Source organism: Streptomyces shenzhenensis (assembly GCF_021462265.1).
GTDB classification, from domain to species: Bacteria; Actinomycetota; Actinomycetes; order Streptomycetales; family Streptomycetaceae; genus Streptomyces; species Streptomyces shenzhenensis.
The window spans coordinates 1-14,261 of sequence record NZ_JAJONF010000010.1; the positions used below are offsets into that span (position 1 = coordinate 1).

15 protein-coding genes are annotated in these 14,261 nt (G+C 70.3%); 2 read left to right on the forward strand and 13 right to left on the reverse strand.

What is annotated here, in order from left to right; genetic code table 11:
* Positions 1-109: 109 nt before the first annotated feature.
* Complete coding sequence (locus tag LQ326_RS15555; RefSeq protein WP_234536923.1) at positions 110-628, forward strand: hypothetical protein; 519 nt, start codon at positions 110-112, stop codon at positions 626-628.
* A 247-nt stretch (positions 629-875) separates the two neighbouring features.
* A complete protein-coding gene (locus tag LQ326_RS15560; RefSeq protein ID WP_234536925.1) occupies positions 876-1,409 on the forward strand; it encodes a hypothetical protein in 534 nt (177 codons plus the stop codon).
* Between the two features lie 517 nt (positions 1,410-1,926).
* Here LQ326_RS15560 and LQ326_RS15565 read toward each other — a convergent pair.
* The 13 genes from LQ326_RS15565 to LQ326_RS15625 all read right to left on the reverse strand — a co-directional run bounded on the left by LQ326_RS15565 (position 1,927) and on the right by LQ326_RS15625 (position 14,207).
* Positions 1,927-2,481, reverse strand: coding sequence for a flavin reductase family protein (locus tag LQ326_RS15565; protein WP_308401925.1), 555 nt, complete (start codon positions 2,479-2,481; stop codon positions 1,927-1,929).
* A gap of 71 nt (positions 2,482-2,552) precedes the next feature.
* Positions 2,553-4,106 carry a tryptophan halogenase family protein gene (locus LQ326_RS15570; protein WP_234536927.1) on the reverse strand — a complete coding sequence of 518 codons (1,554 nt, stop codon included), beginning with the start codon at positions 4,104-4,106 and terminating at the stop codon, positions 2,553-2,555.
* Between the two features lie 148 nt (positions 4,107-4,254).
* Positions 4,255-6,798, reverse strand: a complete 2,544-nt coding sequence (locus LQ326_RS15575) for an ABC transporter permease (protein WP_234536929.1) — start codon at positions 6,796-6,798, stop codon at positions 4,255-4,257.
* Positions 6,795-7,592, reverse strand: coding sequence for an ABC transporter ATP-binding protein (locus LQ326_RS15580; RefSeq protein WP_234536931.1), 798 nt, complete (start codon positions 7,590-7,592; stop codon positions 6,795-6,797). The genes LQ326_RS15575 and LQ326_RS15580 overlap by 4 nt, the downstream gene beginning before the upstream one ends.
* Positions 7,564-8,349: a sensor domain-containing protein gene (locus LQ326_RS15585; RefSeq protein ID WP_234536933.1), complete on the reverse strand. Its 786-nt coding sequence runs from the start codon at positions 8,347-8,349 to the stop codon at positions 7,564-7,566. The genes LQ326_RS15580 and LQ326_RS15585 overlap by 29 nt, the downstream gene beginning before the upstream one ends.
* On the reverse strand, positions 8,346-8,579 hold the full coding sequence (locus LQ326_RS15590) for a hypothetical protein (RefSeq protein WP_234536935.1): 234 nt from the start codon (positions 8,577-8,579) through the stop codon (positions 8,346-8,348). The genes LQ326_RS15585 and LQ326_RS15590 overlap by 4 nt, the downstream gene beginning before the upstream one ends.
* Before the next feature lie 23 nt (positions 8,580-8,602).
* The gene (locus LQ326_RS15595; protein ID WP_234536937.1) at positions 8,603-8,938 is read right to left on the reverse strand and encodes an ArsR/SmtB family transcription factor; all 336 of its coding nucleotides are present in this window, start codon (positions 8,936-8,938) and stop codon (positions 8,603-8,605) included.
* A gap of 65 nt (positions 8,939-9,003) precedes the next feature.
* Positions 9,004-9,663: a 4'-phosphopantetheinyl transferase family protein gene (locus LQ326_RS15600; RefSeq protein ID WP_234536940.1), complete on the reverse strand. Its 660-nt coding sequence runs from the start codon at positions 9,661-9,663 to the stop codon at positions 9,004-9,006.
* Positions 9,664-9,686: 23 nt separating this feature from the next.
* Positions 9,687-11,105, reverse strand: a complete 1,419-nt coding sequence (locus LQ326_RS15605) for a cation:proton antiporter (RefSeq protein ID WP_234536942.1) — start codon at positions 11,103-11,105, stop codon at positions 9,687-9,689.
* Positions 11,106-11,215: 110 nt separating this feature from the next.
* On the reverse strand, positions 11,216-11,956 hold the full coding sequence (locus LQ326_RS15610) for a thioesterase II family protein (RefSeq protein ID WP_234536944.1): 741 nt from the start codon (positions 11,954-11,956) through the stop codon (positions 11,216-11,218).
* Positions 11,957-12,083: 127 nt separating this feature from the next.
* Entirely contained in the window at positions 12,084-12,704 is a 621-nt protein-coding gene (locus LQ326_RS15615) for an ArsR/SmtB family transcription factor (RefSeq protein WP_234536946.1), read from the reverse strand.
* A 317-nt stretch (positions 12,705-13,021) separates the two neighbouring features.
* Positions 13,022-13,960 (reverse strand): ATP-binding cassette domain-containing protein, encoded by a 939-nt coding sequence (locus tag LQ326_RS15620; protein ID WP_234536949.1) that lies wholly within the window; start codon positions 13,958-13,960, stop codon positions 13,022-13,024.
* A 28-nt stretch (positions 13,961-13,988) separates the two neighbouring features.
* Positions 13,989-14,207, reverse strand: coding sequence for an MbtH family protein (locus LQ326_RS15625; protein WP_234536953.1), 219 nt, complete (start codon positions 14,205-14,207; stop codon positions 13,989-13,991).
* Positions 14,208-14,261: the final 54 nt, after the last annotated feature.

The window sequence follows — 14,261 nt, forward strand, 5'->3', positions numbered from 1 at the left end:
GAACGGCTGCGCCGACCACGTCAGGATCGCGTCAAGATTCGCCGGTACGCCGTTAGAGCCCCGTCAGCGACGCTCACCGGGCCCCGCACCGGCGCCTAGCGTCAACGGCATGCGACGGAGCGGACCGGCGGGTTCGGCCGGCGACCGCCACTGGCGTGGCAGCGCCCGGCTCGCGGTGTGCTGCGCCCTGATGTTCGACGCCATGAGCGTCACGGTCGACTGGGACGCCGGCAGCCTGTCGCCCCTCCGCGCACTGCTCTGGGTCACACTGTCTGCCACCGTATGCGCTGTCCTGCTGCCGCCGAGGGTGACGGCGGGCCCCGGCTGGCTCGCGGTACGCACCCCCTGGCGCAGGCGAGTGATCCACACGGGTGCGCTGACAGCCGTACGGCAGTACGACGGCGTCTCCTCCCATCTGGTCCTGCGGGACGTCCACGGCCACCGCCTGGAACTCGATCCCCGGACCTTCACGCGCAACCCCCTGCTCTGGCACGAACTCGACACGGGCGTCCACCACTCCCTGGAACGCGGAACGCTGCGCCAGGGAGCGGACATCATCCAGCGAATCGGTCATCGCATCGACGACGAGACGGTCCAGGCGGTGCTGCGAGCCTCGGGGCTCTCCTGACCCGCACCGAACGCCCACGCCCGCCCCGCCCATCAAAGCTCACCCTTGATGCGCCTGAGATGACAGAAATAAGCGTCATCTCGGTGATAGATGCTGGACAGTTCGTGTGCCGCAAGACGCCGAGCTGGTCTTCGCCGACCACGTCGGCCGCTTCTACGCCCGCCATTACGGTTTCCCGCCCATGGCTGCGTGCTTCCGGAAAACTGCCCCGCTCCGACTCATAGCGCCATAGGCCAGGGAGAGTCCCATGACGACCGAGCCCGACCAGTCCAACCACTCCTACCAGTCCGATGTGGCCGCTCTGTGCGAGCGCATCGACCGGGGCGACCCGGACGCCGCCGACGAGTTGATCGAACTGGCCGCGGTCCACGGCGACATGGGCGAACTGCGGCACCTCGCGGACACCGGCAACCCCACCGCGACCGACCAGCTCATCGAACTCGCCACCGAGCTGGGCGACCTCGCCGGGTTGCGCCGCCTCTCCGCCGAGGGCAACGGCACGGCTACCGACCAGTTGATCGAACTCGCGACGGAACAGGGGAACGCGGACGAGCTCCGGCGCCTCGCCGAGCAAGGAAACATCACCGCGGCCGAGCAGCTCGCTGACCTCACACGGCGTCTACCGAGATGCACGGGCCCCCGATGCCGCTCTCCCGGCACGACTCCGCCCGGGCCATCGACCCGAATCCGCAGGTCAGGCACCCTTCCCGGCCGGCTCCAGAATCGCCACGCACTCCACATGATGCGTCATCGGGAAGGTGCGCAATTGGCACCTTGTTAAGAAACATGCAGGTCAGGGGCGGTTTCGAGGCTGAATCGAAACCGTTCACAGAGCCTCGTGCGTCATACGTGCGTCACCGCGACAGCCGTACGCCAGACGCGCGCAAAGATCATGACCGAAGCCCTGAGCACAGCGTACGCAGCGGCAGGCCGTGCCGCCGAGGACCTTGGGAGGTGGCAGGGACTGCGGTGTCCGTGGGGTGCCCCTCAGCTCCCCACACTTCCGGCGGAGATCCATGCTGAGCCCGTCCGGCCAAGGCCGGTCCAGGTTAGGCGCTTGCACCGCAGCGCGTCAGGCCCGCTCGGAATGTGCTGCACCGCCGGGGAGATCCAGCCAGGCACGTGATCGTGCCGACGTCAGAGTCAGCGCTGATCACCCAGGCCGGGGTCTGTGGGGGAAGGACACTCCTCACCGTACGCGGCGGCGCCGAGTTGCTCGGGGGGCTGGCCGTTCTGTTGAGCAAGGTGAGGGAGCCCGCCGACTGAATACCTGAAACCTTCCGCTGCGACAGCACCGGCTAATGGCGGTCCCTCCCCACCGGCCACACCCGGTACTGCCGCTTGCCGTAGACCAGCGGCAGCCGGTCCGGGAACGGGGTGACCCGCAGAACGCTGCCGAAGACCACGAGGTGGTCCCCGCTGCGGTGCTCGTCACTCACCCGGCAGTCCGCGATGGCGTGTGCGTCGTGGAGGAGATGGGGGCCGGCCGTGTAGGGATCGCCGGCGTCGTACTCCCAGCGCACGCGGTCGAAACGATCGGGCGCGCCCGACGCGAACAGTTCGGCGACCGGCTGGGCGCCGCCATGCAGCAGGTTCACCACGAACCGGCCGGTGTCCAGGACCGACCGCAGAGTGGGGCTGCCGCTGCGGAGGCAGACCAGCAGGACAGGCGGGTTCAGCGTGACACTGCACACCGAGGAGACGGTCATCCCGCGGGGCGTGCCGTCGGGGTCGGTCGTGGTGAGGACGGCGACCCCGGTGGGGAAGCCGCTCATCATGGCGCGCTGGCTCTCGGCCACGGACGCCGGAGCCGTCGGCCGTGCGGATTCGTTGAGTCGGGCGAGTTCGGTCACGGGGTGAAGCTCCCTGGGGCGACGGACGCTGCACCGCGGCGGCCGGAGCGGCCACCGCGGCGCCTGCGGGGTCAACGGCGCATGTGCGTGAAGTACTCGTACTGCGTCGGAAGCTGGCCGATGAGAGCGGCGGCATGGTCGTGCACCGACTGGAACTCCTTCAGCGCCGCGCTGTTGTCGGCGAGCGCGAGTGCCGGCGACGGCCTGAGGTCGATGCCGCCCATCCCGAGCAGGATGCACATGTAGGAGTACGGCGGCAGCCCGTGGTAGTAGGGGAAGACCGACTCGGTGTCCGGCAGCTGGTACTTCCAGTGCTCGATCCGCTCGGCCAGACCGTCGGGCAGCTCCCGGGTCTTGGTGTCCTTCCAGTACTGCGTGTCGTTGCGCCCGGCGGCGGCGTAGTGCAGGGCGAGGAACTCGCGTACGCCGTCCATCACATGGGCGACGGAGTTGTTGTAGCTGTCGCGCTGCACCGGGTTCCAGTCGGGCCCGGGGAAGTTCTTGACCAGCTGCTCGGCCGCGTGATGGATGAAGAAGATGCCGGTCGACTCCAACGGCTCAACGAAGCCGCTGGTCAGGCCGATACCCACGCAGTTGTTCACCCAGGAGCGGTTGCTGCGGCCGATGCGCATCTTGATGTGGTTGGCCTCGGCGTCGGCCGCGCTCGGCCCCACGAACTCGCGCAGGGTGCGCTCGGCCTCGTCGGCGGACAGGTAGTCGCTCGCGTACACGTACCCGGTGCCGATACGGCCGTACAGCGGGATGGTCCAGATCCATCCCGCGTCCTGCGCGGTGGCGGTCGTGCAGGGCCGGATGCCCCGCGCCTCCATGTCCTGCGGCACCTGGAGGGCAACCGCGCTGTCGTTGGGCAGGGTGTTCTGGAAGGAGATGAAGGGCTCCTCCAGGGCCTTGTTGAGCAGCAGCCCGCGGAAACCGGTGCAGTCGATGAACAGGTCGCCGGTCAGCTCGCCGTGCTCGGCGGTGACCACGCTGCTGATCCAGCCGCGCTCGTCGAGCTTGACGTCCTGGACATCGTCGACGATGTGCTTCGCACCGCGGTCCACCGTGTACTGGGTGAGGAACTTCGCCAGCAGCGCGGCCTCGAAGTGGTAGGCGTAGGGGAACTGGGTCTTGCCCTGGTGCTCCGACATCGTCAGGCCCTGGGGCTCTTCGCCGTTCTCGTCGTACGGCTGCGACAGCATGGCGCCGCCGAGGTGACGCGGGCTGCGCTCGGCGTCACAGATGTTGGCCATCACGAAGCAGTCCACGTCGAACCGGTCGGTGCGGCCGTTCTTGAGCCACCAGTCCGACAGCGGGAAGCCGTCGACGGACCGCATCTGCTCGAACGGGTGGTAGAAGTGATGACCCGGCTTGCGCCAGTTCTCGAAGCGCACCGCGAGCTTGTACGTGGCGTTGCACGCCGGCATCCAGTCCGATTCCTTGAGCCCGAGAAACTCGAAGAAATGCCGGATGTCGCTGAACGTGGCTTCGCCGACACCGATGGTGCCGACCTTTCCGGATTCGACGAGGGTCAGGTCGATGCGGTCCCCGAAGGCTGCCTTGAGGTACGACGCGGTTATCCAGCCGGCAGTACCACCACCCACGATCACTACTCTATTCAGCATCGAAAAACTCCAATTCTGTGACGAGATGGTTTCCGATGGGCTTCAACGCCATAAGAGCGAGCGTAGGTTTGACAAGGCTTCGTCCACCACGTTGTTAAGTGGTGGACGAAATACGCAGGTGGTTCAGGTGAGGCGGACGGGGTTCAGCTCATTCGCGGCTGCCGATGGCCGAGGAGAGCCGGGTGCGCAGCGCCAGCCGGGCGGTCAGCAGCGTCGTACCGACCGTCAGGACGAGTGCGGAGGCCAGGACCGCCAGCAGAATCGACGGCGGACCGGCGGGCATCGCCCGGGCGAGCACGGCCTGGCTCAGCGGTACCAGGGTCGCGACGGCGACCAGCATGCCCAGCCCGAGACCGGCCAGCGCGGTCAGCAGCGCCTCCACCGTCATCATCCGCATCACCTGGCCCTGGGTGGCGCCGACAAGACGCTGGAGGGTGAACTCCCGACGCCGCTCGCCGGTCGCCATCACTAGCGAGTTCACCAGGGCGATGACCGCGTACCCGACGACCATGGCGACCAGGAGGTACGCCACCCAGGCCTGGGTGTCGTTCTGCTCGGCCGAGGCGGTGACCAGGTCGCCACGGTCGGCCGCGCGCAGCCCGGGCAAGGGCGCCCCGGAGCCGGTGAGTTCGGTGGCGAGCCGCGCGGCGCCGGAGCCGGAGTCCGCCGCGACCAGGATCTGCGGCACCGTGCCGTCGGTGGTGTGCGCGGCCACAGTGGCAGCGGGCATCAGGGCCGCACCGTATCCGCGCTGGTCCCCGACCGTCGCCACCAGGCGGGGCTCGACCTCGGTGCCGTCGCCCAGGCGCATGGGGATCCGCTCACCGATGCGGTGTCCTCCGGCGGAGGACTCGGGCAGGGCCACGGTGTCCCCGGTCAGATCGGTGAGGCTGCCGCTCACCGCACGGATCGCCGTGGTGCGCTCGATGCCCGTCGCGGATACCCCGGTAATCTGCACGGGGGTGCCCTTCGGTTTGCGGCCCTTGCCGTCGTACGCCGCCATCTCGGCCTTGGACGGCTCCAGGAAGCCGGAGCTCGGCACGTAGGCGGAGGCCGCCGCCACGCCGGGCTTCTTGTCGATGTCGGCGGCCAGGGACGCGGGCATCCCGCCGGTCGCCGAGGTGAGCACCACGTCGGCGCGGAGGTTGTCCTCGAACGCCTGCTGGGCGCCCTGGTTCTGGGTCGTCTGCAGGTAGATCAGGGCGGTGGCCATGCCGGTGGCGAGCATGACCGGCATGACCGCTCCGGCCAGCCGGGTCGCCCGGGCCTTGGCGTTGAGGATGGCCAGTTGCCCGGCGAGGCCGGTGACCGCGCGCAGTGGCCAGCGCAGCAGGGCCGTCATCACTCTGGTCAGGGTGGGGCCGAGTAGACCGAATCCGGCGGCCCACAGCATCGCGGCCGGCGTGGCCGTGCTGCCCGCCGTGGCACCGTCGACGTTCATCGTGACCAACGCGAGAGTGGTGCCGCCCGCCAGACAGAGCACGGCGAAGACCGCGCGGATCCAGTTGAGCCGGCGACGCTGGAGAGAGGCCTCGGCCAGTGCCTCGGTCGGGCGGGTGCGGGCGGCGGCGCGCGCCGCGATCCAGGCGGCCCCCAGAGCGGTCAGCAGCGCCGCCCCGGCGCCCGCCACCATCGGGATCCAGCCGCTGCGGTAGATCAGCACGTCGGGCACCACGTCCGCGTCCACGAACCGGCCCAGCAGCCAGCGCCCGAGGCGCGGCCCGGGCACGCAGGCCAGCGCGGTGGCGAAGACGGCGACGGTGAACGTCTCGGCCAGCACCATGCGCCGGACCTGGCCGGGCGTCGAGCCGATCGCGCGCAGCAGAGCCATCTGCCGCTGCCGCTGCTGCAAGGACAGACCGAGTGTGCTGGCCACCACGAACACCGTGACCATCGCGGCCAGCCCGCCGAACACCGCCGACATGGACACCAGGTTCTTGCCGTGGATCACCACGTCGGGAAACTCGGCACGGCCCCGTTCGTCGCCGGTCAGCACGGAGACCGGGTCGCCCGCGAAGGCGTCGGCGAGCGCGGCCCGCACTCGGTCCCGGTCCGTGCCCGGGCGGGTGAGGACACCGATGGAGTCGACCTTGCCCTGCTGCGGAGCGAGACGCGCCGCGTCGGTGTCCGCGAGGAACAGGGTCCCGGCGGCGCCGGGGCCGCTCACCAGCCCGGTCACCCGGTATGCGGTCAGGGTGCCGTGCAGGCCGAGCGTGACCCGGTCGCCCGTCTTGGCACCCGCCCGGGCGGCGAGCCGCGAGTCGAGCGCGACCTGGCCCGCGGCGCTCGGGGCGCTGCCCTGGACCAGGCGGTACGGTCCGAGCCGGGCGGAGTCCCAGCCGTGACCTGTGGCGGTGACGCCGCCCTTGCCGCCGGCCGGAACGACCACGGCCGGGATGGAGATGTCCGGCACGGCCGCCTGGACACCGGATACCGCCTCGGCCTTGGACACGGCAGCGGTGTCGAGCCGGACCCGCTCTCGGAAGACCTTGTTGGAACCGGGGTAGCCCTGGTCCCCGGTGAGGACGATCGGTGCGGCCTGGAGCCGCTGCGGCGCGGCCAGTTCGCGTACTCCGGTCTCCAGCAGCCCGCCGCAGGCGATCACGATGGCGGCGCCGAAGAACAGCGCGATGAACGAGGCGACGAAGCCCCCCTTGTAGAACTTCAGGGAGCGCAGCGCGAGGCCGATCACTGGGCCGCTCCGTACTGCCTGTCGTGCGCCGTCTGCTCCTCGGCCCAGGCTCCGAGATGGGTCATGCGCTCGGCGACCACGTCGGCGGTCGGACGCTCCAGTGCGTCGACGATCCTGCCGTCGGCGAGAAAGAGGGTGCGGTCCGCGTGCGCGGCGGCCACGGGGTCGTGCGTGACCATCACGATGGTCTGCCCGGACCACTGGACGGCCTCGCGCAGCAGTCCGAGGACCTCGCGAGCGGTTCGGGTGTCCAGGGCTCCGGTCGGCTCGTCGCCGAAGACCACGGCGGGCCGGGTGACGAGCGCGCGGGCGATGGCCACCCGCTGCTGCTGGCCGCCGGAGAGTTCGCCGGGGCGGTGCTTCTGACGTGCAGCGAGGCCGACGCGTTCGATGACCTCGTCGACCTCGGTGGCCTTGGGGCGGCGTCCTGCCAGACGTAAGGGCAGGGTGACGTTGTCCCGTACGTTCAGTGCGGGCATCAGGTTGAACGCCTGGAAGACGAAACCGACGCGCTCGCGTCGCAGCTTGGTCAACTCCCGTTCCTTGAGCCGGGACAGGTCCACGCCGTCGAGCCTGACCTCACCGGACGTCGGCCGGTCCAGGCCCGCGGCGCAGTGGAGAAAGGTGCTCTTGCCGGATCCGGACGGGCCCATCACCGCGGTGAAGGTCCCCCTCCGCAGACTGATGGTGACTCCGTCGAGAGCGGTCACCTTGTTCCTGCCGCCGCCGTAGACCTTGTGCACGGAGTCCAGGTGGATGACCGGGTCAGATGGTCCGGCCGGTGTTCGGTTCATGGGATTCCCCGTTTTCTGTCGGTGCTGTGGGTGTGCCGGTGCGAAGGCCACCCGGCACGGCGGAGAGCGGACCAGGGCGGTCGAGCACGCCCTTGGCCTCTGCGAGGGGGTCGCCGGGCGGGCGGAGCACCGCTTGGGCCGCGGTCAGGTGGAGCCGGGCAGTGGCCAGGAGAAGCCGGGCGGCGAAGGGAAGCAGGACGAGCGCGACGAGCGCGAGCGCCAGTGCCCCGGGCAGGGTGTGGACCCACGCGAGCATGCCGTCCTCGCCCGTGAGCCTGCCGGAGACGTCCGTCGCCCGGTACCACAGGGGCAGCGTGAGGCAGCCGAGGGACAGCAGCCAGATGACCAGCGCGAAGAGGTCCAGGACCAGCAGAGGGGGGAAGAGGAGGATGAGGTAGGCGCAGTCGCGGACGATCGCGGGATCGGCGCAGCGGGTTCTGATGTGGGCGGGCAAGCCAGGCTCGGTGACCTCGCTGTACCGGTACGGGATCGGCCGGTCGACAAGTGCGGCGCGGCCCCGCTCGACTTGCGCGCAGCCCCTGATCACCCACGCCAGGCCGACGAGCAGCGGTACGGTCACCGTGAACTGGCTCAGTACCACGCCGCCGAGGAAGGCGGCCGTCGCCACGGCGAACAGGGCGCCCCCGACCAGGGGATAGCTGGCGAGGTAGCCGGCGGCGAGCCAGGGGGCGGCGGACAACGGGAGTCTGACCAGGGAGGCCGGTGGGCGCAGGCGCCCGGGTGCCGGCCTGGTCACTCGATCCTCCGCAGCATGTCGTCGATCGAGCTCACCTTGGCCTTCAGCTCGGCCAGTTCGGTCTGCAGTGCCTCCTGCCGGGCGACTGCCTCCTCGGCGAGCTTGCGGTACGAGGCCATGGCCACGGCGTCAGCGCGGTGGCGCTGCAGTCTGAAGTTCGAGACCACCGCCGCCGTGATACCTCCGACGACGATCAAGACGATGGCGATGGCGACAACAGCGCCGGTCATGTCAGGGTCCCCCTCATAACGTTCTAACCTTCCTCATCGGCAGGCCCATCCGCTGCAGGCGACTGCAGCTCGTCCGCGCGCAGGGTTTCCAGAATCGTCTGCAGGTTGATGTGCAGATCGAACGGCACCAGCTCGTAGTACTTCAGGGCCTTGCCGTCGTCCGAGAGTTCAAGATGGCCGACGACCAGGCCGGCCTTCTCCAGACGCTCCAGATGCATGTACAGCAGGGGGCGGGACATGCCCAGCTGCCGGGCCAGTTCGCTGACGTACATACGCCCGTCGGCAAGGCCTGCGATGGCCCGCAGCCGCTGGACATGCCCGACGGCGGACAGGAAGGCCAGAAGCTCCTCGCTGGTCAACGCCCCACCTCCCGCCGCCCCGGACTGCATGTGTAAGCCAAATCTTACACATGCCAGAAACGCAGTCAATCAAGGGTCGGGGACACCACGCACGCCAGCACAAGTCCGTCCCGTACCAGCCACCGTCCCGCGAACTCCCGCGGTGCGGGGACGGGTTGCGAGGGGGCCGGGGACAGGACGTGCGCGTGCAGAGTGCCGTCGGGCGCGAGGGAGATCGCCGCCCCCTCGAAGCCGAGCCAGCTCTGTGTCGCGGGGAACCATGCCTTGTAGACGGCTTCCTTGGCGCAGAACAACAGCCGGTCCCAGTGCACTGCGGGGGTGTGGCGGGCCAGCCGGGTGACCTCCGAGGCCTCCTGCGGCAGCGCGATGTACTCCAGCACGCCGTCGGGCAGAGGCGCATGGGGCTCCGCGTCGATGCCCAGGGTGTGCACGTCGGACCGGTGCGCGGTGGCGGCGGCCCGGTATCCCGCACAGTGGGTCATGCTGCCGACGACGCCCTCGGGCCAGCGCGGGGCGCCCCGTGCGCCCGCTACCAGCGGCGCCGGTGCCAGGCCCAGCCCGCCCAGGGCCCGCCGGGCGCAGTGGCGCACCGTCGTGTACTCCCGGCGGCGCGGCTCGCCGACCTCTCCCAGGGCCGTCCGCTCCTCGGGGAACAGCCACGCGTCCGGCTCGTCCCCGAAGGACTCGGCGCTCATGACGGCCGCGGGAAGTATCTCGTCGATCATGCGAGCCGCCTGCCGCCGAGGTGTCAGTGGGACAGGGAGGAGCGCTCGGGTGCGCCTTTCGCGGCCACGCCGTCCTGCTCGGGCTCGCACGGCGAGGGCGCGGGCTCGACGCCCTCCGGCCCGATCAGCCGGAGCAGCGGCCTCGTCAGGATCGTCGTGACCAGCGCGATGATGGTGAGGATGCTGAGCAGGCGCTGGTCGATGACACCTGCCTGGTAGCCGATCTGCAGGATGACGAGTTCCGTCAGACCGCGGGCGTTGAGCAGCACTCCGAGCGTGAGGGCCGGCCGCGGGCGCATGCCGGTGAGGACGGCGCTCAGCGCGGGGCCGCACACCTTGGTGACGACGGCCAGGACCAGCAGGGTGGCGATGGCCAGCACCGAGGAACGGTCGAAGCGCAAGGACCCGAGATCGATGGTGAGCCCGAATCCGAAGAAGAAGAACGGGAGCAGCACGTTCTTGGACGTGCTCGACAGCCGGTCCGCCACCCGCGCCGTGCGGGCGTTGCCGGTGGGCCAGGCCAGTCCGGCCAGCAGGGCCCCGATCAATTGGTGCACGCCGACGACCGTGGTGAGAGTGGCCGTCGCGGCGATACCTCCCGCCAGCAGAAGCATGAGTGTGGCGTCGCCCTCGGCGCCCTCGCCGACCGCCTGACGGGACCGGGCCCAGCGGGCCAGCCCGCGGCGCAGCGGGCCGAGGAAGACGATGGTCAGGGCGGCGGCGAACAGGCCGTTCCAGAGCACGCCCGTGGGGCTGCTGCCGTGCACCACCGCCAGGATCGCGGTGAGCACCGACCACACCACGCCGTCCCCGAGCGCGGAGGCGAATAGGCTCAACTGCCCCTGATGTGTGCGGGTGAGCCGCAGATCGGTGAGGATCCGGGCCAGTACGGGCAGCGCGGTGACGCTCAGTGCGCATCCCACGAACAGGACGAAGGCCGCCGGGTGGCCCGCCCGTCCCGCGAAGTCCTGGACGAGGGGCACGGCGGCCGCGGTGCCGGCCGCGAACGGGATCAGCAGCGAGGCCTGGCTCACCATCAGCACCTGCGGTCCGATGCCTCGCAGCGACATTCCGGTCAGTTCGCGGCCCACCCCGAACATGAAGAACACCAGGCCGATCTGAGCCAGCCCGTCGAGCATCGGCAGGTTGTCCGCCGGGAACAGCCAGTCCTTCGCGCCGGGTGCGAACCGTCCCAGCACGGTCGGCCCCATGGCCAGGCCCACGCAGATCTCGCCGATCACCCGCGGCTGTCCCAGCCGGTCCGCCAGCCATCCGCCCACGAAGACGGCCGACAGGATGGCCGCGACCGCGAGGAAGAAATGACCGCCCCTGTCCAGCCGTGCCGCCTCGTGCACCGCCGCCCCGGCCGACGACTTCGACGTGGCGACCGCCACCGCGGCCCACACGATCACCGCCAGTGGCAGCACGACCATGGCGATCATGGCAGCCCTCTGCCCGTTTCGGCCCCGCACTTGCGTCCCCCAGTGATCGAGCTTCTTCGAATCGAGGCCGGCCGGAAGACCGGCACCCGCCCTTCGGCTGCCGGACCGGCCTACCGGCTCGGTGTCTCACCCCGCTCGGCGCACACCTCCCGCACCAGCTCGTACGGCGGCGAGTCCGCGAGGTAGAAGTGCCCGCCCGGCACCATCCGCTGCTGGTACGGCCCCTCGGTCACCTGTGCCCACTGGGCCACCTGCTCCGCCGTCACCCGGGGATCGCTCGCCCCCGCCACGGCCGTGACAGGGCAGCCGAGCAGTGCACCCGCGCGGTGTTCGTAGCTGCCCAGCATCCGGAAGTCGGCCTGGACGTACGGCAGTATCAGTTCACGGAACATCGGGTGGTCGAGCAGTTCGGTGTCGGTACCGCCCAGCTGCTGGAGCGCCGCGATGACGCTCTCTTCGTTCTCCCCGGCCGCCCAGGCGTCTCGCCGTACCAGATGGCCGGCGCGGGCACCCGACACGATCAGCTGCGACAGCACGGCCCCTTCGGCCTCCAGCGCCCTGGCCGTCTCGTACGCCACCACCGCGCCCATGCTGTGTCCGAAGAGCGCGGTGGGCCGGTCCGTCAGCGGCTTGACGGCCTCGGCGATCTCGCCCGCCATCGCCACCAGGTCGGTGGCCGTCGGCTCACCGAACCGGTCGGCCCGACCCGGGTAGCAGACCGCGTGCACCTCGAACTCGGGCAGCCCCTTGCGCCAGTCCCGGAAGAAGTACGACGACCCGCCGGCATGCGGGAAGCAGACCAGCCGCTTCGCGGCGAACGGCCGGGGTTCGCTGCATTCCGTCCAGGACATCAAGAGCCTCCTGCTCGCCGCCGGCCGACCACGTTCGGCACCTCCGCGGATCCGGCCCCAGTACACCAACCGGCCACTGACAACCAGCTGACAGCAGGTTCCGCCACGGCCCCCGGGGGCCGGTGCATCAGACCCCGGCCGAGGACGGCACGGGCTTCGGGCCGCGTACCTGGCCCGCGGCGACCGTCATGCCGTCCAGAAGGGCCAGCCCGAGCGGGGTCACCGAGTGCAGCACGGTGTTGCGCACCCGCCGGGTGGTGATCAGCCCGGACTCGCGCAGTACGGAGGCGTGCTGGCTGGCGCAGGGTGCCGAGACGCCGAGACGGTCGGCGAGTTGGCTGGTGGTGCGTGAGACCCGCAGCTCGCGCAGGGCCGCCGCCCTGGTCTGGCCGACCAGGGCGGCCAGTGCCTGGGACGGGAGACTGACGTCGTCCCACAGCAGGGCGGACTGCTCCACGCTCGGCGGCGCGGAGAAGACCAGGACGGGCTGGCCGCGCTGCTCGTCGGCGCGGAAGAGCCGGGCGGGGCGGTGGGCGAGGAACACGGAGGGGCTGAGCACCAGGCCCTTTCCGCCGAGACGTACATCGCTGTCGGGGCCGTCGTGCAGTTCCAGCACCTGACCGTTCCAGAGCGCCCGTCGTCCCAGCCCGGCGAGCAGCTGCTCGACACCACCCGCCATGACCATCCGCCCGCGGGCGTCGCACTCGGCCTCGTAGTGGGCCAGCACCCGGCTCCAGTAAGGGGCCACCGCAGCCCGCCAGAAATCGCCCGGGGCCAACGCGGACGCCGACTCGTGGCCCGATTTCGCGCACAGCCTCGCATAGACCTGGCGCTGCCATCGCGCATAGATGGTGCCGACGCCACGCGTGAACAGTTCTCGAGCCAGTCGCGACTCTATTTCTGGTCCCGCGGTGGACTGCAGTCGTGTTCGCGCCAGGTCGGCTGTCGTGAAATGAATTCGCTGCATGGCAATACCCCCGTGTCGTGCAGGACTTCAGTCATGTATCCACCCCCCACCGGTCGGCCGATGGGCGAATGATGTGCGTGCGGTCGTGTGCGGCCGAATCAGTCCGATCGTCCGGTGAGTCGGACAAACGCGTCGTCGAGTGTGGGGCGACGCACGGCGAAGTCCACGACGGTCACCCCGGCCTTTTCCAAGGCCGTCGCGGCAGCGGCGATACTGCCCATGCCGGCATCGAGCGGGAGGGAGATGACGCCCTCGTCCCGGCCCACTGCCGGGTCGTCGAACGCGTTGGTCCGCAGGGCCGCCAGGGCGTCGGCGACGGCACCGTGGCCCGCCACCCGGATCTCCAGCCGGTCCGGTCCGACAGATCGCTTCAACTCGTCCGGGGTACCCTCGGCGACGACCCGTCCGGTGTCGACGACGGCGATACGGTCGGCGAGGAAGTCCGCCTCTTCCAGATACTGGGTGGTCAGCAGGACCGTCATGCCGTCGGCCACCAGATCGCGCACGGCGGTCCACAGCGACATGCGGCTCACCGGATCCAGGCCGGTGGTCGGTTCGTCGAGGAAGAGCACCGAGGGCGACGCGACCAGACAGGCCGCGAGGTCGAGTCGGCGCCGCATGCCGCCGGAGTAGGTCTGGACGGGCCGGTCGGCGGCGCCGGTCAGGTCGAACTGGTCCAGCAGCTGCCCGGCCCGGCGACGGGCGCCGCGTCGGCCGAGGTGCAGCAGCACACCGATGAGGGTGAGGTTCTCGCGTCCGGTGAGCAGCCCGTCCACGGCCGCGTACTGGCCGGCCAGGCCGATCCGACGGCGGACCTCCGCGGGTCGGCGGACGACATCGAATCCGGCCACTTCGGCGTGGCCGCCGTCCGGTTCGAGCAGGGTGCTGAGGACACGTACGGTGGTTGTCTTGCCTGCTCCGTTGGGGCCGAGCAGGCCGAGAACGGAGCCCTCCACGACGCTGAGGTCGACGCCGTCGAGGGCCTGGTGGCCCTTGAATCGCTTGCGCAGGCCTTCGGCCCGGATCGCGGTCTTCACGGGTCTCGGCGGTGTCCGCGACGCCGGATCAGGCGCCGAGGCCCTCGGCGGGCTCGCGGAGGCTTCTGGGCCGCATGTCGGTCCAGTGTGCCTCCACATGGGCCAGGGCGGCCTCTCGGGTGCCTTCGCCCAGCGACACCGTCCACCCGTCGGGCACCGCGGCGAAGGCGGGCCACACACTGAACTGGTCCTCGTCGTTGACGAGTACGAGGAACGTGCCGTCCTGGTCGTCAAAGGGGTTCGTCACTTAGTGCTCTCCAAGTCTGAGGAATTCAGGGACCAAGGCCGTGGCGGGCCCCGA